A 26092-nucleotide genomic window follows, 5' to 3' on the forward strand; every position below is an offset into this window, starting at 1 on the left:
GCTCGTCACAACCCCGCGCGAAGCACGACCGTCCTGAAAAACCTGCTGAACGAAGCGGCAGGCTGATCCCGTCCTACGCCGGAACCCGATAGACGCAAGAGCCGATGCACCGGCTCAAGCGTCTGGGTCGTCTGGCGAAACCGATCATGCTCGCTTCACATTACCAGCGGTCTTTCAGGAAACCAACCTGTCTTGATCCGGCACCCGAAGCATCAGGCCCGCAGACCGAGGGCGCTTCGAAAGCGGTCGGTTTTCCGCATTCCGGGCGTAGCCTTCCGGATGCCGTTCGACCGCATCGCGGCCGGTCAGGACTTCGTTTCAACGGAGGAACTGAAATGACTATGTTGAGCAAGAAACTGGCCGGCGGCGCCGTGCTGGCAGCCGCATTGATGCACGGAACGGCCGCGATGGCGGCCTCCGGCACCGTCGCCTTCCTGATGCCGGACCAAGCGTCCACCCGTTACGAGGAGCATGACTTCCCCGGCTTCAAGGCCGAGATGGAAAAGCTCTGCCCCGACTGCACGGTCATCTACCAGAATGCCGATGCGGACGTGGCCCGTCAGCAGCAGCAATTCAACTCGGTGCTGACCCAGGGGGCCAAGGTGATCGTTCTGGACCCGGTGGACTCCAGCGCCGCCGCCTCGCTTGTCGCGCTCGCCCAGAGCCAGGACGTCAAAGTGATCGCCTATGACCGGCCGATCCCGGACAAGACCGCCGATTACTACGTCTCCTTCGACAATGAAGGCATCGGCAAGGCCGTTGCGGAATCGCTGGTCCGGCACCTGGAGGAACTCGGCGTTTCGCCGGAGGCGGGCGGCCTGCTGCAGATCAACGGCTCGCCGACCGATGCGGCCGCCGGCCTCATCAAGGACGGCATTCACGCCGGGATCGCCACGAGCAACTACAAGACCCTGGCCGAATTCGACACGCCGGACTGGGCCCCGCCCAAGGCGCAGGAATGGGCGAGCGGCCAGATCACCCGCTTCGGCGACCAGATCGTCGGGATCGTCGCCGCCAATGACGGCACCGGCGGCGGCGCGATTGCCGCACTCAAGGCGGCCGGCGTCGATCCGCTCCCGCCGGTCACCGGCAACGACGCGACCATCGCGGCGCTGCAGCTGATCATCGCGGGCGATCAGTACAACACGATCTCCAAACCGTCGGAAATCGTCGCCGCGGCGGCGGCCAACGTCGCCGTTCAGTTCCTGAACGGCGAAACACCGGAAGCCAAGACGACACTCTACGACACCCCTTCGGAACTCTTCGTGCCGGCCGTGGTCACGCGCGAGAACCTAAAGGCGGAGATCATCGACAAGGGCATACAGACCGCCGAGGAACTGTGCACCGGCCGCTATGCCGAGGGCTGTAAAGAGCTCGGCATTCAATAACTCCCTCCCGAGACGGCCGTCCGACCCCTTCGGTCAGCAAGCTTCAAAAGCTGATTGAAGGGGCCGGTCGGCCACTCGAGCCGCAATCCAGAAAGCACGAGCCGGACGACATGACCGACACACAGTTGCAAGCTGCCGCACAGAGCCGGCCGATATTGAGCCTCAACGGCATTTCCAAGAACTTCGGCGCGGTGTCGGCGCTGACGGATATTGAACTGGACGTTCACCCGGGCGAGGTCGTCGCCCTTGTCGGCGACAACGGCGCAGGCAAGTCGACGCTGATCAAGGTGCTCTCCGGCGTTCACCAGCCGACATCCGGCAGCATCCATTTCGAGGGCCGGTCGGTGACGATGTATCGCCCCAGCGACGCCCTCAATCTCGGCATCGCCACGGTCTTCCAGGATCTCGCCCTGTGCGAAAACCTCGATGTCGTCGCCAACATCTTCCTGGGCCAGGAACGCAGCCCTTGGCATCTCGACGAGGTGGCCATGGAGGTGCGGGCCTGGGAACTTCTTGAGGAACTCGCCGCCCGCATCCCGAGCGTGCGCGAACCGATCGCCTCGCTCTCCGGCGGCCAGCGGCAGACCGTCGCCATCGCGCGCTCGCTGCTGCTCAATCCGAAGATCATCATGCTGGACGAGCCGACGGCCGCCCTCGGCGTCGCCCAGACGGCGGAAGTGCTCAATCTGGTCGAGCGTGTCCGTGAGAAGGGTCTCGGCGTCATCATGATTTCCCACAACATGGAAGATGTCCGCGCCGTCGCCGACCGGATCGTGGTGCTGCGGCTCGGACGCAACAACGGCGTCTTCACGCCCGATGCCTCCAACGAGGATCTGGTCGGCGCAATTACCGGCGCCACCGACAATGCGGTTTCGCGCCGCGCGAGCAAGCGCACCGCGGGTGCCGCGAACCAGGGCTGAGGACATGAACAAGGAAACGAACATGAACGGTCCGGCTATGGAACCCCGGCTTCTCGACCGCAGCGATACGCGCGTCAAACATTCCAGCGGCATCGGCGATACCGTCAGCGCCTTTTTCGACCGCGTGAAGGCCGGCGACCTCGGCTCGCTGCCGGTGATCGTCGGCCTGATCGTCATCTGGTCGGTCTTCACCGCGCTCAACCCGCTCTTCGTGACGCCCAACAACCTGGTGAACCTGCTGTTCGACTGTTCGACCGTCGGGGTGATTTCCCTGGGGATCGTCTGCGTCCTGATGCTTGGCGAAATCGATCTCTCCGTCGGTTCGATGAGCGGCGTCGGCTCCGCCCTGATCGGCGTTCTCTGGGTCAACCAGGGCCTGCCGCTGCCGATTGCGATCTTCCTTGCGCTCAGCACCGGCGCCATGGTCGGCGCACTCTATGCGCTGCTGCGCACCAAGCTCGGCATGCCGAGCTTCGTCTCCACGCTCGCGGGGCTGCTGGCGCTTCTCGGCCTCCAGCTCTACATGCTCGGCTCGACCGGCTCCATCAACCTGCCCTACGGCTCGACCATGGTGAATTTCGGCCAGCTCCTGATGATGCCGGCCTGGCTCTCGCACACGGTCGCGCTGCTGCCGGGCGTTGCCATCCTGGTCATGGGCCTGCGCACGCGGGCACAGCGCCAGGCGGCCAACCTCTCGGCCGCTTCCATCAGCGGTCTCGCCTTCCGGGCGATCGTCATCACGCTCGCCTTTGAAGCCGCGGTCTTCTATCTCAACCTCGGACGCGGCGTGCCGTGGATGTTCGGCCTGTTCGCGCTCCTGGTCGTCGTCATGAACTACGTGTTCACGCGCACCAAATGGGGGCGTTCGGTCAAGGCGGTCGGCGGCAATGCGGAAGCGGCCCGCCGGGCCGGGATCAGCGTCACCTTCATCTATCTGACGTCCTTCGCGCTCTGCTCGCTGCTGGCGGCACTCGGCGGCGTGCTGTCCTCGGCGCGTCTCGCCTCCGCCAGCCAGCAGGCCGGCACCGGCGACGTGAACCTCAACGCGATCGCCGCGGCCGTGATCGGCGGAACCAGCCTGTTCGGCGGCCGCGGGTCGGCCTGGTCGGCTCTGCTCGGCATCATCGTCATCCAGTCGATTTCCAACGGTCTGACCCTTTTGAACATGTCTTCGTCGCTTCGCTACATGATCACCGGCTGCGTCCTGGCGATCGCCGTCATCGTCGACAGTCTCGCCCGGCAAAGCCGTGCCTCGCACGGGCGTGCCTGACCCCCGTTTCAGCCAAGGAATTTGAGAAATGACCGATGCATTCAAGGGAAAGGTCGCGGCCATTACCGGCGCCGCGTCGGGGATCGGGCTCGAATGCGCCAGGAGCCTGATCGCGGCCGGGGCGACCGTCGTGCTGATCGACAGGGCCGAAGACCGCCTGATGACGATCTGCGCCGACCTGGGGGAGAACGCCATACCGCTGGTCGTCGATCTGACGGATGGCCCGAGTGTCGACGCAATGATCGACGGGATCCTCGAAAGGACGGGGCATCTCGACATCTTCCATGCCAATGCCGGCGCCTATGTCGGCGGCAGTGTCGTGACCGGCGATCCCGACCAGTGGGACCGCGTGCTGAACCTCAACATCAACGCCGCCTTCCGCTCCATTCGCGCGGTGCTGCCGCATATGGTGGAGCGCAAGAGTGGCGATATCATCGTCACCAGTTCCATCGCCGGGATCGTTCCCGTGGTCTGGGAGCCGATCTACACCGCGTCGAAATTCGCGGTGCAGGCCTTCGTTCATACGGTGCGTCGGCAGGTGGCCGAGCACGGCATTCGCGTCGGCGCCGTCGCGCCGGGACCGGTGGTGACCGCCCTTCTGGACGACTGGCCGACGGCCAAGATGGAAGAGGCCCTGGCCAATGGCAGCCTGATGCAGCCGCGCGAAGTGGCCGATGCCGTCCTCTTCATGCTAAGCCGCCCGAGAACCGTCACCATCAGAGACCTTGTCATCCTGCCGCAGAGTGTGGATCTTTAGCGAATGAAAGACTACCTGATCGGCATCGACGTCGGCACCGGCAGCGCCCGTGCGGGCCTCTTCAGCACGAATGGCCAGCTGGTGGCGTCGGCCAAGCGCGACATCGCCTTGTTCAATCGCGGCCCCAACCTCTACGAACAAGCCTCCGACGATATCTGGCAGGCGGTCTGCGCCTCGGTGCGTGCCGTCATTGCGGACGCAGGCATCAATCCGGCGGCCGTTGCCGGTCTCGGCATGGACGCAACCTGCTCGCTCGTGGTCATCGGCCCGGAAGGCCGGCCGCTGCCGGTCGGCGAGCCGGAGCATCCGGAGCGAAACATCATCGTCTGGATGGACCATCGCGCCATCGACCAGGCGAACCGCATCAACGCCACCGGCCATGACGTGCTGCGCTATGTCGGCAGCCAGATTTCGCCGGAAATGGAAACGCCGAAACTGCTCTGGCTGAAGGAAAACCGGCCGGAGATATTCGCCCGCGCAGAGCATTTCTTCGATCTCACCGATTTCCTGACCTGGCGGGCAACCGGCAGCCTCGCTCGCTCGATCTGCACTGTGACCTGCAAATGGACCTATCTCGGCCACGAGAAGCGGTGGGACGAAAGCTATTTCCGCGCCATCGGCCTTGCTGAACTTGCAAGCGACGATTTCGCCCGGATAGGCGCCGATGTCGTGGATGCCGGAACGGCGCTCGGCACCGGCCTGACCCGGGAAGCTGCGGCGGAGCTCGGCCTGATGGCGGAAACCCCGGTTGGCGCCGGCCTGATCGATGCCCATGCGGGCGGGATCGGCACAGTCGGCTGGCAGGATGAAAAAACCTCTGGGTCCGCGACCAGCCGCATGGCCTATGTCTTCGGAACCTCCGCCTGCACCATGACGTCGACCGACGCGCCGGCCTTCGTGCCCGGCGTCTGGGGCCCTTACTACTCCGCCATGGTTCCGGGCCTGTGGCTCAACGAGGCCGGCCAGTCGGCCGCCGGCGCGGCCATCGACCATCTGGTGCGGTTTCATCCCGCCTCCGGCGAAGCAGGCGAATTGGCCGAGGCAGCGGGGGTCAGCCTGACGCAGTGGCTCTCCGAGCAGGCGGCAACACTGACACCGGAGGGCACGGATGTCGCGCTGTTGGCGGACGGCCTGCATGTCGTGCCGGAATTCCTGGGCAACCGCGCGCCTTTTGCCGACCCCGAGGCCAAAGCCCTTATCGCCGGTCTCGACCTGGACGGCTCGGTCGATGCGCTTGTCCGGCTCTACGTGGCGGGCATTTGCGGGCTGGGCTATGGCCTCAGGCAAATCATCGCGGCGCAGCAGGCAAAAGGCATCGAAACCGGCACGGTGGTCGTCAGCGGCGGGGCGGGACAAAGCCCGCTCGTCCGCCGGCTTCTTGCCGACACGACCGGCCTGACCGTGGCCGCTCCCGCAACCGCTGAGCCGGTTCTTCTGGGCTCGGCAATGCTCGGCGCGGTCGCAGCCGGTCTCCAACCGAACCTCGAGGCAGCCATGGCCGCCATGTCCGCCGTCGGCGAGACCTACCGGCCCGGCGGCGGCGCGATGGAGGCCTATCACGCCAAACGCTTCGAAGGCTTCGAACTGCTGCAGTCCGTTGGCCGCAGGCTGAGGTGAGCCCCGGCACTCCGGCCGTCAGGCGTAATCCACCAATGCATCGCCCGCATCGGCGGACGTCCTGATCGGGCCATTTCGGCCGCATCGATCGGGTCGATGAGCGACGCTCTCTGGTGCGATGGAACTCTCCGCAGGCTCGGCAGTTCGGAGACGGGGCACGAAATCTGGAGAAGTTTCATGACCAAGATCACGGACGCCAAGATAGTCATCATTGCCACCCACGGATTCGAGCAGTCCGAGCTGGAGGTGCCGCTGGAGAAACTGCGCGCACAAGGCGCGGAGGTTCATGTGGCCAGTCCCGACGGCAGCCCGATCATAGGCTGGAACAACAAGGACTGGGGCGATTCGGTCAAGGCAGATCTGAAGATCGAGGACATTGCGGTCAATGATTACATCGCGGTGGTGCTTCCCGGCGGGCAGATCAATCCCGATCTGTTGCGGGTTGACAAAACGACGGTCGACAAGATCCGGGAGTTTGCCGACAAGGGCAAGATCGTCGCCGCCATCTGCCATGCGCCCTGGCTGCTGATCGAAGCCGGGGTCGCCAAGGGCCGGGAGATGACCTCCTATCACTCGATCCGGACCGACCTCGCCAATGCCGGCGCCAAGGTGCTCGACAAGGAAGTGGTCAATTCCAACGGCATCATCACCAGCCGGAACCCGGATGACCTGGATGCCTTCGTCGCAAAGATCGTCGAGGAAGTGCAGGAGGGCGAGCACCGGCGTAACGCTGCTTGACGGCTGCCGGATCACGGCTAGCCACGTCAGCAGTACCCGGCCGACAGGGCGCTGCGAATGTGTCGCAGAGCGCCCGCCCGGCCGGCGGTGACTAGCGTTTCGGCACGATGTTGTGCTCGGGACCGAAGGGAAACCCGGTGATGTTTTCAGCACCCGTTTCAGTCAGGATCAGGATGTCGTGCTCCCGGTACCCGCCGGCGCCAGCCTCGCCTTCCGGGATCATGATCATCGGCTCCATCGACACCACCATGCCCGGCTGGAGCACCGTTTCGACATCCTCACGCAGCTCCACCGAAGCCTCCCGGCCGTAATAGTGGCTGAGCACCCCGAAGGAATGGCCGTAGCCGAAGCTGCGGTATTTCAGGAGATCGTGGTTGCGGTAGATGTCGTTGAGTTCGGCGGCGATGTCACAGCAGCGGGCACCGGGCCTGATCAGCGTCAAGCCTTCCCGGTGGACGCGGCAGTTGATCTCCCACAGGCGCAGGTGCTCGTCCGAAGCATGTTCACAGAACAGCGTGCGCTCGAGCGCGGTGTAATAGCCGAAGATCATCGGAAAGCAGTTGAGGCTCAGGATGTCTCCGGCCTCGACCGCCTTGTTGGTGACCGGGTTGTGTGCGCCGTCGGTGTTGATGCCGGACTGGAACCAGGTCCAGGTGTCCATCAGTTCGACGAAAGGAAAGGATCCGGCGATCTCGCGGATCATGGCGTTGGTGGAAGCCATCGCCACCTCGTGTTCGCGCACACCGGCCTGGACCGCGTCGAATACCGCGGCTCCACCGATGTCGCAGATGCGCGCGCCCTCGCGGATCAGGGCATGCTCGGCAGGGCTCTTGATCGAGCGTTGCGCCATCGCGTCGGCGGCGATGTCGACGAATTCGACACCGGGCAGGGCCGCCTCAAGTTGCTTCAGGAAATCGAGCGGGACGTGGTCGAATTCCAGGCCGATGCGCCTGACGGCCGGATTCGGCATGGCGAGCAGAGTGCGGAGGGCGAAAAAGTAGTTGTCGCGGCGCCAGTCGGTATAGATCAGCGTGTCGCCATGGCTCCGCCGCCAGGGCTGGCCGCCGTCGATGCCGGCGGCAATGGTCACCGCCTTGTCCTGTGTGACCAGGAAGCCGTAGCGGCGACCGAAGGAGCAATAGAGAAAGCCGGAGTAGTAGCAGATGTTGTGATAGGACGTGAACAGGCAGGCGTCGATCTGCCGGTTTGCCATGATCGTCCTCAGCTTCGCCTGGCGGCCCTCCATCTCCTCGGGCGGGAACGGCGAGAAGGCTTTCTCGCCATTGTTCATTTCATAGATGCGGATCATGTCGTCACTCATTGGAAGGTCTCCTTTCCCAGTCCTGTCTTGTTGCGTTTCCAGTCCTCAGGCCTTGAAACAAAAAAAGCGGGCCGGCTTCGTGGGAAGCCGGCCCGCCAGGCCCGTATTCGAAATGTTTTGCCGTCGGGAAAGTCTCTTGATCTTTCCGCCCGGTGACTGGCGTTCCGCCACCGGCTCGTCTGGAGCACAGCGGGACCGGCACCGGCCCCTTGGTCGGTCAGCCTGGTGACAACCCCCTCAGGCGTTCGGAGCGGCGGCGCAGCATCTCCAGGACGGTCAGGAGGACGATCGAGATGGCGACCATCAGCGAGGCGACCGCCAGGATGGTGGGCGAAATCTGCTCGCGCAGGCCGGTAAACATCTGCCATGGCAGGGTTTTCTGGCTGGCGGAGCCGAGGAACAGCACAACCACCACTTCATCGAAAGAGGTGATGAAGGCGAACAGGGCGCCCGACACGACGCCGGGAATGATCAGCGGCATCTGCACCTTGAAGAAGGTGGTCACCGAGTTGGCCCCCAGGCTTGCGGATGCCCTCACCAGAGACCGGTCGAACCCGACAAGCGTGGCGGTGACGGTGATGATCACGAAGGGCGTGCCGAGCGCGGCGTGCGCGAGCACGACCCCCCAGTAGGTGCCCTGCAGACCGATGCGCGAATAGAAGAAATACATGCCGGCGGCCGAAATGATCAGCGGCACGATCATCGGTGAGATCAGCACAGCCATGATGGCCGGCTTGTAGGGAACATGGGACTGCGACAGGCCGATGGCCGCCAGGGTGCCGAACGATGTTGCCAGCAACGTCGCGACGGGGGCGATCATCACCGAGTTGGTCAGCGCCTGCTGCCAGTCCGGATTGGTGAAGAAGTCGTAGTAATGCTTGAACGAGTAGCCGGCAGGATCCAGCGCCAGCATTGCCTTGGTGAAGGTGAAGAAATTCTCCGCGTTGAAGCTGAGCGGCAGGATCACCATGATCGGAAAGATCAGAAAGAAGAAGATCAGCCCGCAGATCAAGCGGAAGGTGTAGTGCCATGTCCGCTGGAGAGGGGACGCATAAGGAGGAAGTGCACTCATGTTCGCCGTCCTATCCGAGTTTGACGTTGTCGATGCCCACGATCCGGTCGTAGACAATGAACAGAACCATGACTGCCACCAGGAGCAGCGTGCCGAGGGCAGCCGCCAGGCCCCAGTTCAGCGAGGACGAAATGTGATAGGCGATCCGGTTGGAGATGAAGATGCCCGACGTGCCGCCGACCAGTTCCGGCGTGATGTAGTAGCCGATGGACAGAATGAACACGAGCACGGCGCCCGCCCCGATACCCGGTACCGACTGCGGGAAATAGACCCGCCAGAACGCCGTCCAGTCGTTGGCGCCCAGGCTCTTGGCCGCCCGCACATAGGACGGTGAGATGGTCTTCATGACCGAATAGAGCGGCAGGATCATGAATGGCAGCAGGATGTGCGTCATCGCAATGATGGTGCCGGTCTGGTTGTTGATCATCACCAGACGGTTGAGATTGTCGACCACTCCTATCCAGACCAGGAAGTCGTTGATCACCCCCTGCTGCTGCAGCAGCACTTTCCAGGCGGATGTGCGCACAAGCAGGCTGGTCCAGAACGGCAGCAGCACCAGGATCATCAAGAGGTTGGACGAGCGCAGCGGCAGGGCCGAAAGCAGGTAGGCAACCGGATAGCCGAGCAGCAGGCACGACACGGTGATCACGCTCGACAGGTAGAGGGTTCGGCCGAACAGATACAGGTAGATCCGCTCGTTTTCAGGTTTCAGCTCGACGCCTTCGGCGGTTCGCTCCGCGTCAAAGGCATTGAGGAAATATCCGGCAGTGTAGTCGGATGAGAACTGCTTGATCACCCGCCAGGTCTCGACTGTCCCCCAGTCGTCGTCCACCTCGATGAACTGTTCCTTGAAGGGAACGGCCGGATCCATATCGTCCACCCGACGGCCGGACTTGCGGAACAGGCTGGAGATTCCGCCTTCCTCGTAGTTCAGGCGGGAGCCGAGGCGGGTGTGGGTCTTTTGCTCCACCGCGATCAGCATATCCTCATAGAAGGCCGCATAGACCGCTTCACCGGGGGCCTGCCCTGTTGCCGGGTCCCATTCCTCAAGCGCCACAACCGTCCTGGGCAGCGTCTCCGGGACAATGTTGTTTTCGACCGAACGGAACAGCATGTCCCCAATGGGTGCGATGAAGGTGATCAACACGAAGATCAGCAAGGGCGCGATGAGGGCGAGGGCGCGCAGCTTTTCGCGGCGCAGCGCCGTGGCAAGGGCCGCCTTCAGCGGTCTGCCGTCTTGCGTTGTCAGAAGAACCTGGCCAGCAGGAATGTCGCTCATGAACAATCATCCGGAAATCAGATTGAAGGTTCCGGGTGAGGTATTTCCCCACCCGGACCGGACCTGGAGCAATTCATGCTCCAGGATCACTTTTCCCGCTTTGAAGAAGCAGGAGACGCTTTCCAGGATTACTGGGCCAGCCAGGCCTGGAACTTGGCGTCGATGTCGTCGCGGTAATCCGCCCACCACTCGTAGTTATAGAGGAAGGTGTTCTTGGCGTTTTCCGGATCGGTCGGCATGTGCGGCGCCATCTCGATGCCGAGGTCGGCGTGCTGGCCGACCAGCGGCGCCGACGACTTGCGGGCCGGGCCGTAGGAGATGTATTTCGCCTGGTCCGCAAGACGCTGGGTGTCGGTGGCGAACATCACGAAGTCCTTCACCATCGCTAGGCGGTCTTCCGGAAGACCTGCCGGAATGATCCAGCCGTCGATGTCGAACACCTGGGCGTCCCACAGCATCTTGACCGGCTGGTCCTGCTCTTCGATCACCGAGAACAGACGGCCGTTATAGGTGGAGCCGATCACGACTTCCTTGTCGGCCAGCAGCTGCGGGGTTTCCGCACCGGCCGACCACCAGATAACGCTGTCCTTGATGGTGTCGAGCTTCTTGAACGCGCGCTGCTGGCCTTCTTCGGTTTCCAGAACGCTGTAGACGTCTTCCTTCGGCACGCCGTCGCAGAGCAGCGCCCATTCCATGTTGTTGATCGGGCGCTTTTCCAGCGAGCGCTTGCCCGGGAAGGTTTCCAGGTCGAACACGTCACAGATGTCGTCCGGCTCCTTGCCGTCCCACTCCGCAACGTCGCTGCGGTAGCCGAAGGTGGTGGAGTAGACGATCTGCGGAATGAAGCACTCGGAGACGAGAAGTTCGCCGAAATCCTCGGAAGCCGGTGTGCCGTCCGGAGCGTCTGCAAGCATGGTATCGGGATCGATTTCCATGGCGAGACCTTCGTCGCACAGACGGATCGCGTCGGAGGCAACGACGTCAACCAGATCCCACGTGATGTTGCCGGCTTCGTTCATCGCACGCAGCTTGGCAACCGCTTCGTTGGAAGATCTCGTCCCAGATCACGTTGATGTCCGGGTTCTTTTCCATGTAGGGATCGGCATAGGCATTCTTCTGGGAAGCCTGATAGGCCCCGCCCCAGGAGACGATGGTCATGTCTTTTGCGAGCGCCGCGCTGCTGGCAAATGCCAGTGCGGTGCCTGCAAGAATTACAGTCTTGAGCTTCATTGAGCTAGCTCCCTCTTGTTAGGATTATAACGGATACATGTCCGTTGCAGTCGCTGGCGGCCGTTGACCGGCCGCCGGGCGCATTTAGACAACCACGTCGAGCGCTTTGCAGTCGTTGAGAGCCCAGCCCACACGGACCGTCTCCCCGACATTCAGTTTGCGCTTCTCTCCGCGGTTGCGAACTTTGACGATGAACTCATCATTGCCGGCCACATTCATGCGGACGCGGATATGGTCGCCGAGATAGATCAGCTCTTCAATCCGGCCGTTGACCAGGTTGTCCATTTCGTCGTTGGTGTCGAACTCGACCCGTTCGGGCCGCAGCGACAGGGTGGTCATGTCGCCGATTGACGATACGTTGACCTTGTCCGCCTTCAGCCTGGAGCCGTCGCCAAGCTCGACAAGGCACTGGCTGCCGTTGACTTCGACGACCTTGCCGTTGAGCTTGTTGTTTTCGCCGATGAACTGGGCGACGAACGAGTTCTGCGGATCTTCATAAAGATCATCCGGCGTCGACAGCTGCTGGATCACGCCGTCGTTGAACACGGCCACCCGGTCCGACATCGTCAGCGCCTCGGTCTGGTCATGGGTCACATAGACCACCGTGACACCGAGATTCTCGTGAATGTGCTTGATTTCATACTGCATCTGCTCGCGCAGCTGCTTGTCGAGCGCGCCGAGCGGCTCATCCATCAGCACCAGTTCCGGGTCGAAAACAAGGGCGCGGGCCACTGCCACGCGCTGCTGCTGCCCGCCGGACAGCTGCGCCGGACGGCGATTGCCGAAATTGCCGAGCTCGACCATCTCGAGCGCGCGCTTGACCTTCTCCTGCTGCTCCGCCTTGCCGACGCCGCGGACCTGAAGCGGAAAAGCCAGGTTTTCCGAAACCGTCATATGCGGGAAAAGCGCGTAGTTCTGGAACACCATGCCAATGCCGCGCTTGTGGGGCGGGACATTGTTGATCGGCCGGTCGTTGAGATAGATCTCACCGTGCGTTGCCGGCTCGAAGCCTGCAAGCATCATCAGGCAGGTGGTTTTTCCGGACCCGGAAGGTCCAAGCATGGTCAGAAATTCGCCAGGTGGGATATCGAGATTGAGGTTTTTTACGACAAGGGTTTCCCCGTCATAGCTCTTTTGAACGCCGTCATACTTAACAGCAGCGCCCCGTGTGTTCGCCATCTTTTCCCCAAGTCTGGTATGTTCGTTATTATTGGTCACGCAAGCAACGCCACTTGAATGACGACTGCCGTCCAAGAGCTACCGCCACCTGCGATCGCGCATAGAAAAACAAAAAAGACGCCGTATGGAAAGGGGTTATTGAAAAAAATTGGATATTTTTTAGCCAGCGGCCGATTTAATATTTTGCAAAGTGCCACGGCCGGGAATTTTTTACTCAACGTGAAGCACTCGGTGAAAGGAATATTCACCGAGTGCCAAATGTCTGCGCCGGAGAGAGATCTCTCCTCCCACCCAAAAGTGTCTTCTGTCGCGCGCCTATCCGGTTGTCCAGGAACGTCATGAAATGATCCCGGAACGGCGGCATGACCTTGTGCTGCCTGCAATCTGTCAGCTAAGTTCCGGCCGGATGACAGGAACGATGCTACAGCAAGACGAACCACGGCGCCCTCAATTTCTGACCACAAGGGAAGTGGCCGATCTGTTGCGGGTGAAGGAACGCAAAGTCTACGACCTCGCCGCGGCCGACGAAATCCCGCACCGCCGGATTACCGGCAAGCTGCTCTTTCCGGCCGAGGAGATTCACGCCTGGATCGACGGTACCGGATCGAAGGCGACCAGAGAACGGCCGGATGTCCTGGCCGGCTCGCACGATCCGCTGCTGGACTGGGCCGTACGCGCATCGGGATGCGGCCTTGCAACCCTTTGCAACGGCAGCCGGGACGGGCTGACCCGGTTCGAAGAGGGCAAGGCGGCCCTTGCCGGCATCCACATTCCCGAAGACACCGGCTGGAACGTTGCCTCGGCGGCCGGTCTGGGCGTTACCAACGCGGTCCTGGTCGCCTGGGCCATTCGCCAAAGGGGTCTGCTGATCTCGCCCGAATCGGCCCGGAGCATCCGCTCGGTCGGCGATCTGGAGGGCAAACGCGTTGCGCTGCGCCAGCCCGGCGCGGGCGCGGCGCTTCTGTTTTCCAGCCTGCTTGCAGAGGCCGGCGTCGATGAAGACAAGCTGGCCGGCCCAAAGGGCCATGCCCATACCGAGGGCGAGGCCGCAGCCGCCGTCGCCGCCGGCGATGCGGATGCCGCCCTCGGCATCGAAGCCATGGCAAGACAATACAAGCTCGGCTTCCTGCCGCTGGTGGAGGAGAGCTTCGACCTGCTGATCGACCGAAGATCCTATTTCACCGAGCCTTGCCAACAGCTCCTCGCCTTCGCGCATACGCAGGACTTCGTAGAAAAGGCGGAAGCCCTTGGCGGGTACCGTCTGGAGGTATTAGGGTCGGTGCGCTGGCTGTCGCCCTGATCCCGGCTCCTCTTGCTCCCCACAGGACAACGCGCATGTACGATATCCGCCCGCATGAAATCGCGGTTCCTATCCCGGCACCCGATGATGCCCGGCTGTATTTCATCGGCCGCATTCATACACCCTGGAACGACCGGAAGGACTGCCCGCGGCAGGGCAGGACGGATGGTCCTGAATGCCGCATCGAGATATTCGAGCCCTGGGTGCCGGCGCTGCAGGGTATAGAGGATTACGAGAGCGTTGAGGTTCTTTACTGGCTCAACAAGGCACGTCGGGACCTGATCGTCCAGAACCCCTCCCACAGCGAGCGAACCTACGGCACCTTTGCCCTGCGCTCTCCGGTGCGCCCCAACCCGATCGGCACGGTGCTGGCGAAGCTGATATCGGTCGACGGGCCGAATCTCATCGTACGCGGGCTCGATTGCCTGAACGGAACACCGCTCATCGACCTCAAGCCCGACCGCTGCGCCTTTTCGCCCAAGGCCCCGCCAAAGCCCTGACGCCTTTCACACGGCTTCCGTCTGCTCTCAAGACCGGGCGGCCTCGAGACCACCCGCGGCATAGTCCGGCACGGTGGCGCCGAGCCGCAGTCCGAGCTCCGGATTTGAAGCATTGCCGTCCAGGGCGCGCCTCTTGACGCCTTGCAGGATTGCGCCCATGCGGAAGAAGCAGAAGGCCAGATAAAAGCCGAAATCCGAAATGCCACCGATCCCCGTGCGTTCGCAATAGCTATCGATAAACGCCTGGTCGTCCGGAATGCCGAATGCCTTGCGGTCAACCCCGGCAAGGCCCCTGCCTTCCGGACCGGGCGGGCGCTGCCATTGCATGATCAGGGCTGCGAGATCCGCAAAGGGGTGGCCGAGGGTGGACAGTTCCCAGTCGAGGACGGCGACGCAGCGCGCGCCGTCTTCGGCGAACAGGAGATTGTCTATGCGGTAGTCGCCGTGGACCAGCGTCCGCCTGCCGTCGTCCTCCGGCACGTTGGCATCCAGCCAGGCGATCAGTTCGTCCATGGCCGGAATGACCTCGGTTTCGCTGGCCCGGTACTGCTTGCTCCAGCGGTCGATCTGGCGCCGGTAGTAGTTGCCGGCCGGACCGAAGTCGGAGAGGCCGCGCGCCTTGAGGTCGATCAGGTGAATGGCCGCCAGCACCCGGTTCATCTCCGCATAAATCCCGGCGCGCGTTGCCGGATCGATGTCCGGCAGTCGCGGGTCGTCGAAATTGCGGCCGGCGATCCGCTCCATCACGTAAAACGCGGAACCAATGACGGTTTCGTCCTCGCACAGGACATGCATGCCCGCGACCGGGACATCCGACCCGGCAAGGGCTTTCTGCACCCGGAATTCCCGATCGACCGCGTGGGCCGACTTGAGCAGCGCACCGGGAGGCTTGCGGCGCAGCACATAGTCGCCGGAGCCGGCCAGCAGCCTGTATGTCGGGTTTGACTGACCCCGTTCGAACTTTTCAAGGCGGACCGGGCCGGAAAAGCCGGGCATGTTCTGCTCCAGCCAGCCGGTCAGCGCCCTGATGTCGACGTCGCCCTGCCGCCCGGACATGCTCAGACCTTGCCGTTCGCGTATTTGCGCAGCTCCGCCCGCGCGACCTGGCGCCGGTGCACGGCATCCGGCCCGTCGGCGAAACGAAGGGTTCTCAGGTGCGTCCACATGGCGGCAAGCGGATAGTCCTGGCTGATGCCGCCGGCGCCGTGAACCTGCATGGCTTCGTCGACCACCTTCAGCGCCATCAGGGGTGCCACCACCTTGATCTGGCTGATCCACGGCTGGGCGGCCCTGGTGCCTTGCGTGTCCATGACCCAGGCGGCCTTCAGGCACAGGAGCCGGGCCATTTCGATTTCCATGCGCGCATTGGCGATGATGTCGTAATTGGCGCCGAGCTCCACCAGCTTCCTGCCGAAGGCCTCGCGGCTCAGCGCCCGCCTGCACAGGAACTCCAGCGCCTTTTCCGCCTGGCCGATCGCCCGCATGCAGTGGTGGATGCGGCCCGGCCCCAGACGGCCTTGAGCGACCTCGAATCCCCGCCCCTCTCCCAGGACCAGACCCTCGTCCGGCACGCGGACATTGGTGAAGCGGATATGCATGTGGCCGTGGGGCGCATCGTCGGCACCGAACACCTGCATCGGCCGCAGGACCTCGATCCCCTGCGCATCCGCCGGGACCAGGAACATGGAATGACGGCTGTGCTTGTGGGCCTCCGGAGCCGTGCGGGCCATGACGATATAGAGCTTGCAGCGCGGATCTCCCGCGCCGGTGGCCCACCATTTCTCGCCATTGAGGACCCAGCCCGCGCCTTCCCGGACCGCCTCGAGGGAAATGTTGGCGGCATCGGACGACGCGACGTCCGGTTCGCTCATCAGATAGGCGGAGCGGATCCCGCCCTCAAGCAGCGGCTTCAGCCAGCGCTCCTTGTGAGCTTCGGTGCCGTAGCGCTCCAGCACCTCCATGTTGCCGGTGTCGGGCGCGTTGCAGTTGAACACTTCCGCCGCGATGCCGACCTTGCCCATTTCCTCGGCCAGATAGGCGTATTCCACTGTCGTCAGGCCGTAGCCGCTGTCGCTGTCCGTGAGCCAGAAGTTCCAGAGGCCGCGTTCTCTGGCCTTGCCCTTCAGCTCGGCCAGGATTTCCAGCTGCCGGTCGGTGAGCTGGAAGCGGTCGCCGGTGGGATGGCGGCCAACCTCGCGGTGATACTCGGCATCGAGCGGGGCGATTTCGGTCTCGACCATGTGACGGACCTTCTCGATCAGCGGGCGCACCCGCTCGGAGACGCCCAGATCCATGTTTGCTTGCAACGGAATATCTCCCTTAACAGATCTCTGCGCGCATCCGCTCGATGGCGGCACGGTATTCGCTCTCGATGCGGTCGACCACCTCAGCGGCGGGGCCGACCGATTTTACGGCACCGATGCCGTGGCCGGCGCCCCAGATTTCCCGCCAGGCCTTCGGAAGCGGACTGTCGTCCGGCATGACGCTGGCGTCCCAGTCCTTGGGCAGATTGTCCGGATCGAGCCCGGCCCTGCGGACCGAGTCCCTCAGATAATTGCCGGGATGGCCGGTGAAGAGCGCAGATGTCATGACCTCCTCCGCGCCGCCCTTGACCATCATCTCCTTATAGGCCGGGTCCGCATCGGCCTCGTCCATCGCCACGAAAGGCGAGCCGATATAGCCGAGATCCGCGCCCAGGACCCGTGCGGCCAGAAGCGCTTCTCCCGTGGAAACGGCCCCGGCCAGCAGCAGCGGCCCATCGAACCACTCGCGGATTTCCCGGACCAGCGCAAAGGGCGACTGCGGACCGCCATGCCCTCCGGCACCCGCGGCGACCGCAATCAGCCCGTCGGCACCCTTTGCGATCGCCTTTTTCGCATAGGTGTTGTTGATGACATCGTGGAGCGCGATACCACCGCAGGAATGGGCGGCCTCGTTCACCTCGACCCGCGCGCCCATGGAGGTGATCCAGACGGGCACTTTCCAGCGGGTGCAGATATCGATGTCCCGCTCCAGCCGCTCGTTGGACCGGTGGACGATCTGGTTAACCGCGAAAGGTGCCGCCGGCCGGTCGGGATTGTGCTGATTGTAGCGGTCGAGCTCCTCGGTGATCCGCTTCAGCCAGACCTCCAGCATGACGGGACCGCCCGGTTCATCCCGGGCGTTGAGCGCCGGAAAGCTGCCGATTATGCCGGCCTTGCACTGGGCGATGACCAGGTCCGGACAGGAAACGATGAAAAGCGGCGCCGCCGCGGCGGGTAGCCTCAGGTTCTGCAGCACTTTCGGCAGTGCCCTGGCTTTCAACATCTTGTCATTCCTCCACACGGTCATCGAGGTGGAACCGGTTCATCCAGTCGGCGACCAGCGCCGGCCGCCTGCCGCCTTCGATCTCCACCGTTGCCTGCCAGGTGATGTCGATCTCGCCCGGCCTCGGCCGTTTCAGCGCCGCCAGCACGAACCGTCCACGGACGCGCGATCCGGCCCGGACCGGCGTCAGGAAGCGGACCCGGTCGAAACCGTAGTTGATGCCCATGGCGGCGCCGTCGATCTTCGGCTGCGCTTCCAGTCCCATGACGGAGAGCAGCGACAGGGTCAGAAAGCCGTGGGCGATCGTTCCGCCGAAGAGGGTTGCGGCGGCCCGGTCCGGATCGACATGGATGAACTGATGATCTCCGGTGACCTCCGCGAAGGCATCGATCCGGGCCTGGTCGATCAGATACCAGGAAGACACGCCTGCCTCCCTGCCTGTCATCTCCTGCAAGGCGTCGACCGAAAGCACGCGCACTGCCGTCACTCGTAGGCCTCCTGGAACAGGTCCGGCCCGGTTTCGACATTGATGCCGCCGCTGACGGGCAGGATGGCCCCGGTCACGTAGGATCCGCCGTGCCCGCACAGAAACTGCACCGCGGCGGCAATGTCCTCCGGCCGTCCCACCCGGCCGAGCGGCACCTGCCCCCCGACGCGGGCGCGCACATCCTCATCCGCCGTGGCGAAGGCGGTCATCTTGCTGACGAAGGGCCCGGGGGCGAGCGCGTTGACGGTGATGCGCCTTTGCGCAAGCTCCTTGGCAAGGATCCGCGTCAGGTGGTGGACCGCCGCCTTGGAGGCGGCGTAGCTGTAGGCCCGGTCGCCGTGGGCCGTTTCGCCCATGACGGAGCCCAAGTTGACCACCCGCGCCGGATCATCGTCGCTTGCCGCAGCTTCCAGCAACGGCAGCAGGCTTTGGGTAAGATGGAACAGCCCGGCCACATTCAGCCGCATCACCCGGTCCCAGGCCGCGTAGGGAAACGCGCCGAGCGTCTCGCCCCAACTGGTTCCGGCATTGTTCATCAGGATGTCGAGGCGCTCCGTCCGCCGGCCGATTTCCCCGGCGAGCGCGGAAATGCCCTCCTCCGTTGCCACATCGCCGCCAAAGCCTTCCGCCTTGCCGGAATACCCCATCGCGTTCAGGTCTTCGGCCGCGGCCACGCAGGCGTCCGCCTTACGGCTGGCGATGAGAACCCGCGCGCCCGCGGCAAGAAAGCCTTCGGCGGCCATGCGGCCGATGCCCGTTGCGCCGCCGGTCACCAGGGCGGTCTTGCCGGAGAGGCTGAACAATGTGTCCGGCGTCATGCCCGTTCCTTTGCAAACTGCTTTCTGAGGGTGAGTTTGGAGACCTTGCCCGTCGCCGTGAGCGGCAGGGAATCGACAAAGACCACGTCATCCGGCAGTTGCCATTTGGCAACCCGTTCCGCAAGAAGAGCAAGGAGTTCCTCCTTCTGCGGCTGCGCATCCCCGCGCGGCTGCACGATCAAGAGCGGGCGCTCGTCCCATTTCGGATCCGGCACCGCGATAACCGCGCAGCTGGCAACGCCGGGATGGGACATGACGATGTTTTCCAGATCGAGCGAGCTGATCCACTCGCCGCCCGACTTGATCAGGTCCTTCGAGCGGTCGGTGACCAGCAGGAAGCCGTCCGGATCGATGGCGGCGATGTCCCCGGTGCAGAACCAGCCCTCTTCGTCGAACGCCTGATACGAAGCTTCCCGGTCCTCGTAATAGCCCGCCGTGACGGCATTGCCGCGCACGTAGAGATGGCCCGGCGTCCGGCCGTCATGGGGAAGGCGCATGCCGGCATCGTCGACGATCTTGACATCGACCCCGAAGACGCGGCGGCCCTGCGACTGTTTGCGGTCGATGCGTTCCTCGAGGGGAAAATCATCCATGTCCGGGGGCAGATTGCACTGGGTGCCGATCGGGCTCATCTCGGTCATGCCCCAGGCGTGGCAGACATTGACGCCCCGTTTCTCGAAGGCCTCGATCAGCGACCGCGGAGCGGCCGAGCCGCCGACGACGACATCGCCGAAGCCTTCCGGCAGCCGGCCGCGTTCCTTGATCTCGTTCATCAGACCGAGCCAGACCGTCGGCACGCCCCAGGCGGAATAGACCTTCTCCTGGTCCATCAGGTCGAACAGGCTCTTGCCGTCGAGGGCACAGCCCGGAAAGATCAGGCTGGCGCCGGACAAAGGCGCCCCATAGGGTAGCCCCCAGGCGTTGACGTGAAAAAGCGGCACAACGGGCAGGATCCTCGTCCCTTCGTGCAGGGCCTTGGGAATGCTGATGCACATGCTCAAGGCGTGCAGGACGGTCGAGCGATGCGAATAGAGCGTGCCCTTGGGATTGCCGGTCGTGCCGGAGGTATAGCAAAGGCCGGCGGCCTGGTCCTCCGGAAAATCCGGCCAGTCCATCTGGCCGGGCTGGCCCTCGAGGAGGTCCTCGTAGCAAAGAGTGCCCTCGAGCGTCGTCTCCGGCATGTGCCCCCGGTCGGCCATGATGACGATGCGCAGCTCTTCCGGCAGATGCGGCCGTAATTTCTCGAGCATCGGCACGAAAGTGACGTCCGTGAACAGCAGCCCGTCCCTTGCGTGGTTGACGATATAGATCATCTGCTCCGCCGACAGGCGCGGATTGATCGTATGGCAGACCGCGCCGATGCCGGAGATGGCGTAGTAGAGCTCGAAATGCCGGTAGCCGTTCCAGGCCAGTGTCGCGATCCTGTCGCCTTCCCCCACGCCCAGCCCTTGCAGCGCGTGCGCCAGCTGCGCGATGCGGCCCGCCGTTTCCTTGTAGGTTGTCCTGTGAATATCGCCTTCCGTGCGCACGGAGACGATCTCGCCCGACGAATGGCTGTCCGCCGCAAAGGTGATGATGTCCGCGATTTTCAGCGGACGGTGCATCATCAATCCCTTCATGTGTTCCTCCCAAAACACGTCTGCCAGTGCAGACCTTTAAAGGGTGAAGGGGAACCGTAGCGCGGCGCAGGCGGAGTGGGAAGGTCCATTTCGGCAAAACCCTTTGACAGCGCGCAGCTCTTGGGCCAAACCCTGCCGGAACCGATCCGCCGCCCAATGAAAGTCGAGACGTTCATCGATGAACCAGAAGCTGGTCATAGCCGTTTGCACAGCGCAGCGGCCGAAAATGCTGCAGGCCTGCCTCGACAGCCTCGACAAGCTGATTCAGCCGGACGGAACCGAACTGGCGATCGTGGTCGTGGAAAACGATCCCGTGCCGCATTTCGCAGGCCAGGCGGCGGAGGACATGAAAACCCGGCTTTCCCTGCCGGTGTTTTTCTACCATGAGAAGCGCAAGGGCATACCCTTTGCCCGCAACACGGCGCTGGAGGCGGCGCTTGAGCACGGCCCGGACTGGATCGCGCTGATCGACGACGACGAGCGCTCCGAACCGGACTGGATCGAAAAGCTCCTGGCCGCCTGCCGCGAACACCGGGCCGAAGTGGCCAACGGGCCCGTCCGGCGGATCTACGAACAGCCCGCGCCGCACTGGTGGAAATCCCAGCTTCTCAAATCGCGCCCGACCGGCACCGTCATCACCGAGGCGCCCACCAACAACGTGCTCCTAAGTGCCCGGATCGTTTCCAGGGACGGGCTTGGGATGCGCTTCGACGAACGGCTGACCTTCGGCAGCGAGGATATCGACTTCTTCCGCCGCGCCCATGCCGCCGGTGCGAAGATGATCTGGGTGGACGATGCCTTCGTGGAAGAGGACATTCCGGCCTCGCGCGTCACCACCGGCCGGCTGCTCAGCCGCATGCACATGGCGGCCACCTCGGGCGCCTTCAACATCGTGCTGCGCGAGGGCCGGGCAAAGGCGGCGCTGCATTTCATCCCGAAATGCTCGCGGCGGATGTTCTTCGGCCTGCTGGCGACGATTATAGGCTTCGTCTTGAAGCCGGTCGCCAGGAAGCGCGGCGAAAAGCTCTATTACTACGGCCTGATCCGGCTGATGAAGGGCTCGGGCAACCTGCGCGGTCTCCTCGGGCGGGCGCATAATTATTATGATGTCATCGATGGCAACTGATTCGTCTTCCCAAAAGCTCGCGCATATCCATCTCGGCGTCGACGGCGGCGCGGAGCGCTTCTTCCTGCGCCTGTCAGGCGCGCTGGCCCGCAGAGGCGTCCGCCAGATCGCCTTCATCCGCCCGGGGCGGCCCTGGCGGGACGAACTGGCGCAACATTGCGACGTCCGCGAAGTCCGCTTCAGCCGCTCGCATTTCAAGCGCCATGTCATCCGCTGGAACATTTCGCGCCAGATCCGCAAATTCGGCGCAACGGCAACGCTCGGCTGGATGAGCCCGGCCAGCAAGTGGATGCCGAAACCCGGCCCGAACATGCGAACCTTCCTGCGCCTCGGCGACTTTCCGGACGGGTTCCGCACCTACGGCAATGTCGAGCAGCTGATCGGCAACACGCCGGAGATTATCCGCCAGGCGGTCGAGATGGGCTGGCCCGCCGACAGGGCGCACATGATCAGCAATTTCGTCGACCCGCTGCCGGAGGACCTGGAACCCGTAAACCGCGCGGACTTCGGCACGCCGCAGGAGGCAACGGTGCTGATCGCGCTCGGCCGGTTCGTCCAGCGCAAGCGCTTCGACCTGATCATCAAGGCCTTGGAAAAGCTGCCGGACACTGTTCACGCCTGGCTGATCGGCGACGGCGAGCTGATGGATGAGCTGAAAACCCTCGCCGCCACCCTCGGCGTCACTGAGCGCACCCACTTCCTCGGCTGGCAACGCGACCCCTCGCCATTCCTGAAAGCCGCCGACATCCTCGTCTGCCCCTCCGACGACGAACCGCTCGGCAACGTCGTCCTGGAAGGCTGGAACGCCGGCCTCCCCGTCATCGCCACGGCCTCACAAGGCCCGAGCTGGCTGATCGAGCATGGCAAGACGGGGTTGTTGGTGGATTGTGGGGATGTGGAGGGGCTGGTGGGGGCGTTGAGGGGGGTTATGGGCTCTGAGTCGTTAGAGAATCAGCTTATATTAGGTGCAGCCAAATGTCTCGATGACCGATATTCTGAAGATCACACGCTTATCAGCTATCTAGGGATAGTTGCCTAACATTTTTTACAATACATTATCCAGCTTGCTACGGGGAGCCAGCTTCGCAAACAAAGCATTGGTCTTGTAATTCATTTCTTAGGGTGCATTGCTTGTTAAGCAGAATCACCACCGATCGTCAGTTCTCATTCGCTTACTGCGGAACTGATGAGACTGCGTTAGCGGACGAACAGGTAGCGTTTTCCAAGACTTTCTTCGAGTGTGAAACCAGCATCGACAAGGTAACTCGACAGTGAATCGATTTTGTCCTGACCAACAATGTGTGGATGCATTTCAACCACTATTTTGGCAACATTCGTCAGACGGCAATTCCGTAGCAACTCGATTTCCGCGCCTTCCACATCCATTACAATAGCCGTTGGATCGTGTTCTTGAACAACGTCAGCTATGGCGTCCGCTTGAACTCTCGTCGCGCCGCCATGCTTGCGGTCGATCAATGATGATGACAAGACGTTATCGGAAAAAAAGAATTCGACTTCGCCCGTATCGACAGCCAGGACCTTATTCCTCAGGTTGGGGCGCAGACCGTTTAGGGCGTAATTTTTCTCGATTACCCGTTTCATTGCCGGATTGGGTTCATAGGAGAGAACGCGCTCGGGGCCACAGATTTTTGCGCAGGCGAGGCTGATGAACCCTGTCCCCGCACCGACTTCCAGAACGCGGTCGTCCGGCCTCAATGTCTTTCTAGCGAGTATAAGCTCACCTTTTTCGTAGTTTTTCCGGTAGAGTTCTTTACGAATTCGTTCCGGGATATAGTCGAGCTCGGCCGTGACTCTGATGCCATCGATTACAATCGTGCTTGGTTTCAATTTTCGTCTGAGTTTATATGCAATTTTTCGCATGAAATCGCCCAACATATCGATCAGCACCTGCTTTATATTGTACAGTTTTCCACATCACGCTAGTGCTAATCGGCAGTTGCCTTGTCAAAATACCGACGACATTCTGATGTTTCTCTCATCAGACCACATTCCAAGAGGACCTGCGGACCTGTGAACTTAATACTACTCTTTGACATCGCGCCCACGTTCATTACCGTGGCCAGATGAGATTCATAATCCTTGTAAAAACGACTCCCTACTGCATGCTGCCCCCGCTCAAGCGCCTCGGTTACCTTTATACTAAAGTCATCAAGGTATTTGAAATGAAGCAAAGCGCCCCAGTCAGGTGCCATCTTAATTTCTTGAGCAATATTGTGAACACCTCCTGAAAAGGTAAGACCCGATCGCCACTTGATCAGGGGCACTTTACTCATGAGGGGATCGACGCCGGGTAATCCGTCTTTGATCAGCTTAAACAAGCGTCGGTCGAAATATCTGCCCAAAGGCGAGTTTGGCGCTTTGCTCTGCAAACGAAAGACCGTGCTCAATAGGATCGCATCTAATATGTGCGGCTTGCGCTTGGATCTATGATGAAAGAGCCGTTCACGGGCGCCACCGAAAACATGCCGCTTTGGTGTGTTGAATTCTCGCCCGCCAGCCCCTTTTAGCGGCACATGCCGGTATCCTGAACCGTCAAAGTATGGACATGTCTCAAGAAAAGAATCACCAGCTTGGTATTTGAGGTCCTGAATAGGGCCGTTTGGGTACATGTCTACCATAGTCGAAAACATACATTCGTAACCATAATGGTCCAGATACGCGGTAAGCTCGTGAATCTTGACCTCAGGCCAGCGGGGGTAGACGAACAACTCGTCAACATCCGGAAATATGACCCACTTTCCATTGAGATACCGATCACAAATAAGCTGACGCCAATTCGATTTATGCTCACGATATGGCTTACCGGTTCTTAACACCAATACATCGCTCGCCGCCTCCAGAAGCGCATCCGTTCCATCATCGGAGTTGTTATCGACCACGATAAAATTCGAAATTCCCAAAGATCTGTAGTGATCCAGAAAATAGGGAAATCGAAGTGCTTCATTATACGCCAGAACAACCGCGGTGACCGAGCCCTCTTCCACTTGGTAGGGGGAGGATTCGAACACTCGAATGCTTCACAGAACTCTTTTACTTTAGCCAAGAATAATACTTTCCACCATTCGGAATACGCCTGTCACAACTCACAGACCCTTGTTCGAGTAAAATCCGCTCGTCAGCACATACATGAGCACAACGTTTTGGATTAATCGCAAAGCTCTAATCCCATTTACTCACAAAATCCATCTTCCTTCTCGTCTACTTCCCGAAACGGATCTCGCCGGAGCTGATGCTCAGCTTATCGAACTGAATTTCGATCTTGACTCTCCTCAGCTTTGCCAACGGCCGAAATACGGAATATTCGAGATAAATCTCGAAAGGTTCTCTCGCATGCGAATGAATCTTGATTGCCGCCGAAATTCGGCCGAACGACTCCCGCGTTGCGCACCTTGCCAAATTTCGGAGTGGGTCGCCGACAGGGCCAGGTGCTGCACGGGAAACGGCATGATCCCGAAACTGCCTACGCCATGCTTCCAGAAGCGATCGAGATGAACATCGACGGGTTCGAACCAAACCTGCGCAGCTTGGACGAGTTTCCTGGCGGCAGATGGCGAGATCGCGTATGATGAAGTGCCGTGCGGGCCTCGTTTAAATCGGACGATCTTCAAGCCATTTGCCGCTTGTTCGCACACTGCAAATTTTCTCGGTTTGTGAGCAGAAAGCCGAAGCAACCCGAACATGTCTATTTTTTGAGTGACAAGGTCGACAGCAGATTTGAAGTTCGATGCGAAGTCGATATCATCTTCCAGGATCAGGATCGGCTGATCTTCTTCAATGCATCGCTGCCACAAAAGAAAATGGCTCGCATAACAACCGAGCTCTCCCGGCGCCAATTCAAAACCGTAGCGCGTTAATGCCAGCTGTCGATCATATCGGTCAAACAGCGGGTGTCTTTCCGCCCGTCCATCCACCGCAGAAAAAAATTCGAACGGGATCTTTAGCGCCTCAAGCTTCATTGTCATATCGGACCGGCGCTCGGTGGACCGCTCCAGATTTACTACAACTGTTTTTAGAATTTGAGGTTCATTCATTCGCTAGTTGCCTGTCTCAGTGTTCGTCTTAGGTTATCGGGCGATGCGGAGTCGATATTGCGGAGCCTTTAAGAAGAAAGCAAATTCATCCAACCAAATTTGCACTTGCATGA

At 61.7% G+C, this 26092-nt stretch carries 26 protein-coding genes; 10 read left to right on the plus strand and 16 right to left on the minus strand.

The window, feature by feature from the left end; genetic code table 11:
• Window positions 1-341: 341 nt before the first annotated feature.
• The 6 genes from ON753_RS19445 to ON753_RS19470 all read left to right on the plus strand — a co-directional run bounded on the left by ON753_RS19445 (window position 342) and on the right by ON753_RS19470 (window position 6690).
• Window positions 342-1388, plus strand: coding sequence for an ABC transporter substrate-binding protein (locus ON753_RS19445; protein WP_377047174.1), 1047 nt, complete (start codon window positions 342-344; stop codon window positions 1386-1388).
• Window positions 1389-1498: 110 nt separating this feature from the next.
• On the plus strand, window positions 1499-2308 hold the full coding sequence (locus ON753_RS19450; RefSeq protein ID WP_265964591.1) for an ATP-binding cassette domain-containing protein: 810 nt from the start codon (window positions 1499-1501) through the stop codon (window positions 2306-2308).
• A gap of 22 nt (window positions 2309-2330) precedes the next feature.
• Window positions 2331-3578 (plus strand): sugar ABC transporter permease, encoded by a 1248-nt coding sequence (locus ON753_RS19455; RefSeq protein ID WP_265964592.1) that lies wholly within the window; start codon window positions 2331-2333, stop codon window positions 3576-3578.
• 28 nt (window positions 3579-3606) lie between these two features.
• A complete protein-coding gene (locus tag ON753_RS19460; protein WP_265964593.1) occupies window positions 3607-4335 on the plus strand; it encodes an SDR family oxidoreductase in 729 nt (242 codons plus the stop codon).
• Between the two features lie 3 nt (window positions 4336-4338).
• The gene (locus ON753_RS19465) at window positions 4339-5952 is read left to right on the plus strand and encodes an FGGY-family carbohydrate kinase (protein ID WP_265964595.1); all 1614 of its coding nucleotides are present in this window, start codon (window positions 4339-4341) and stop codon (window positions 5950-5952) included.
• A gap of 177 nt (window positions 5953-6129) precedes the next feature.
• A complete protein-coding gene (locus ON753_RS19470) occupies window positions 6130-6690 on the plus strand; it encodes a type 1 glutamine amidotransferase domain-containing protein (protein ID WP_265964597.1) in 561 nt (186 codons plus the stop codon).
• Window positions 6691-6781: 91 nt separating this feature from the next.
• On the opposite strand, the gene ON753_RS19475 is transcribed toward ON753_RS19470, so the two are convergent.
• The 7 genes from ON753_RS19475 to ON753_RS19505 form a co-directional block, all read right to left on the minus strand.
• On the minus strand, window positions 6782-8011 hold the full coding sequence (locus ON753_RS19475) for a M24 family metallopeptidase (protein WP_265964599.1): 1230 nt from the start codon (window positions 8009-8011) through the stop codon (window positions 6782-6784).
• 217 nt (window positions 8012-8228) lie between these two features.
• The gene (locus ON753_RS19480; RefSeq protein ID WP_265964601.1) at window positions 8229-9083 is read right to left on the minus strand and encodes an ABC transporter permease; all 855 of its coding nucleotides are present in this window, start codon (window positions 9081-9083) and stop codon (window positions 8229-8231) included.
• Between the two features lie 10 nt (window positions 9084-9093).
• Complete coding sequence (locus tag ON753_RS19485; RefSeq protein ID WP_265964603.1) at window positions 9094-10362, minus strand: ABC transporter permease; 1269 nt, start codon at window positions 10360-10362, stop codon at window positions 9094-9096.
• Window positions 10363-10490: 128 nt separating this feature from the next.
• Entirely contained in the window at window positions 10491-11381 is an 891-nt protein-coding gene (locus ON753_RS19490; RefSeq protein WP_265964605.1) for an extracellular solute-binding protein, read from the minus strand.
• Window positions 11344-11592: a type 2 periplasmic-binding domain-containing protein gene (locus ON753_RS26885; protein ID WP_265964607.1), complete on the minus strand. Its 249-nt coding sequence runs from the start codon at window positions 11590-11592 to the stop codon at window positions 11344-11346. Before ON753_RS26885 ends, ON753_RS19490 begins: the two co-directional genes overlap by 38 nt.
• A gap of 84 nt (window positions 11593-11676) precedes the next feature.
• Window positions 11677-12771, minus strand: coding sequence for an ABC transporter ATP-binding protein (locus ON753_RS19500; RefSeq protein WP_265964609.1), 1095 nt, complete (start codon window positions 12769-12771; stop codon window positions 11677-11679).
• 35 nt (window positions 12772-12806) lie between these two features.
• Window positions 12807-13211: a hypothetical protein gene (locus ON753_RS19505; protein WP_265964611.1), complete on the minus strand. Its 405-nt coding sequence runs from the start codon at window positions 13209-13211 to the stop codon at window positions 12807-12809.
• Here ON753_RS19505 and ON753_RS19510 point away from each other — a divergent pair.
• Both ON753_RS19510 and tsaA read left to right on the plus strand, forming a co-directional pair.
• On the plus strand, window positions 13190-14071 hold the full coding sequence (locus tag ON753_RS19510; RefSeq protein WP_265964613.1) for a helix-turn-helix transcriptional regulator: 882 nt from the start codon (window positions 13190-13192) through the stop codon (window positions 14069-14071). The genes ON753_RS19505 and ON753_RS19510 overlap by 22 nt on opposite strands.
• Window positions 14072-14106: 35 nt before the next feature.
• The gene (gene tsaA, locus ON753_RS19515; RefSeq protein ID WP_265964615.1) at window positions 14107-14571 is read left to right on the plus strand and encodes a tRNA (N6-threonylcarbamoyladenosine(37)-N6)-methyltransferase TrmO; all 465 of its coding nucleotides are present in this window, start codon (window positions 14107-14109) and stop codon (window positions 14569-14571) included.
• Window positions 14572-14598: 27 nt separating this feature from the next.
• Here tsaA and ON753_RS19520 read toward each other — a convergent pair whose 3' ends face one another.
• The 6 genes from ON753_RS19520 to ON753_RS19545 are packed head-to-tail and all read right to left on the minus strand — an operon-like array spanning window position 14599 to window position 20801.
• Complete coding sequence (locus ON753_RS19520) at window positions 14599-15627, minus strand: phosphotransferase family protein (RefSeq protein ID WP_265964617.1); 1029 nt, start codon at window positions 15625-15627, stop codon at window positions 14599-14601.
• Between the two features lie 2 nt (window positions 15628-15629).
• The gene (locus ON753_RS19525; RefSeq protein WP_265967211.1) at window positions 15630-16865 is read right to left on the minus strand and encodes an acyl-CoA dehydrogenase family protein; all 1236 of its coding nucleotides are present in this window, start codon (window positions 16863-16865) and stop codon (window positions 15630-15632) included.
• A 25-nt stretch (window positions 16866-16890) separates the two neighbouring features.
• Entirely contained in the window at window positions 16891-17877 is a 987-nt protein-coding gene (locus ON753_RS19530; protein ID WP_265964620.1) for an NAD(P)H-dependent flavin oxidoreductase, read from the minus strand.
• Window positions 17878-17881: 4 nt separating this feature from the next.
• Entirely contained in the window at window positions 17882-18322 is a 441-nt protein-coding gene (locus tag ON753_RS19535; RefSeq protein ID WP_323054811.1) for a MaoC family dehydratase, read from the minus strand.
• 38 nt (window positions 18323-18360) lie between these two features.
• On the minus strand, window positions 18361-19182 hold the full coding sequence (locus tag ON753_RS19540; protein ID WP_265964622.1) for an SDR family oxidoreductase: 822 nt from the start codon (window positions 19180-19182) through the stop codon (window positions 18361-18363).
• Window positions 19179-20801, minus strand: a complete 1623-nt coding sequence (locus tag ON753_RS19545) for a long-chain fatty acid--CoA ligase (protein ID WP_265964624.1) — start codon at window positions 20799-20801, stop codon at window positions 19179-19181. Before ON753_RS19545 ends, ON753_RS19540 begins: the two co-directional genes overlap by 4 nt.
• A 178-nt stretch (window positions 20802-20979) precedes the next feature.
• On the opposite strand from ON753_RS19545, the gene ON753_RS19550 reads away from it, so the two are divergent.
• Together ON753_RS19550 and ON753_RS19555 are read left to right on the plus strand one after the other, a co-directional pair.
• Window positions 20980-21927: a glycosyltransferase family 2 protein gene (locus tag ON753_RS19550; protein WP_265964626.1), complete on the plus strand. Its 948-nt coding sequence runs from the start codon at window positions 20980-20982 to the stop codon at window positions 21925-21927.
• A complete protein-coding gene (locus ON753_RS19555; RefSeq protein ID WP_265964627.1) occupies window positions 21917-22966 on the plus strand; it encodes a glycosyltransferase in 1050 nt (349 codons plus the stop codon). The genes ON753_RS19550 and ON753_RS19555 overlap by 11 nt, the downstream gene beginning before the upstream one ends.
• Before the next feature lie 158 nt (window positions 22967-23124).
• Here the strand turns inward: ON753_RS19555 and ON753_RS19560 are convergent, their stop codons facing one another.
• The 3 genes from ON753_RS19560 to ON753_RS19570 form a co-directional block, all read right to left on the minus strand.
• A complete protein-coding gene (locus ON753_RS19560; protein WP_265964628.1) occupies window positions 23125-23835 on the minus strand; it encodes an FkbM family methyltransferase in 711 nt (236 codons plus the stop codon).
• Between the two features lie 38 nt (window positions 23836-23873).
• Window positions 23874-24956 (minus strand): glycosyltransferase family 2 protein, encoded by a 1083-nt coding sequence (locus ON753_RS19565; RefSeq protein WP_265964630.1) that lies wholly within the window; start codon window positions 24954-24956, stop codon window positions 23874-23876.
• A 261-nt stretch (window positions 24957-25217) separates the two neighbouring features.
• A complete protein-coding gene (locus tag ON753_RS19570) occupies window positions 25218-25979 on the minus strand; it encodes a glycosyltransferase family 25 protein (RefSeq protein ID WP_265964631.1) in 762 nt (253 codons plus the stop codon).
• Window positions 25980-26092 lie beyond the last annotated feature (113 nt).

The sequence above is a fragment of the Roseibium salinum genome, from assembly GCF_026240905.1.
Taxonomy (GTDB): Bacteria; Pseudomonadota; Alphaproteobacteria; order Rhizobiales; family Stappiaceae; genus Roseibium; species Roseibium salinum.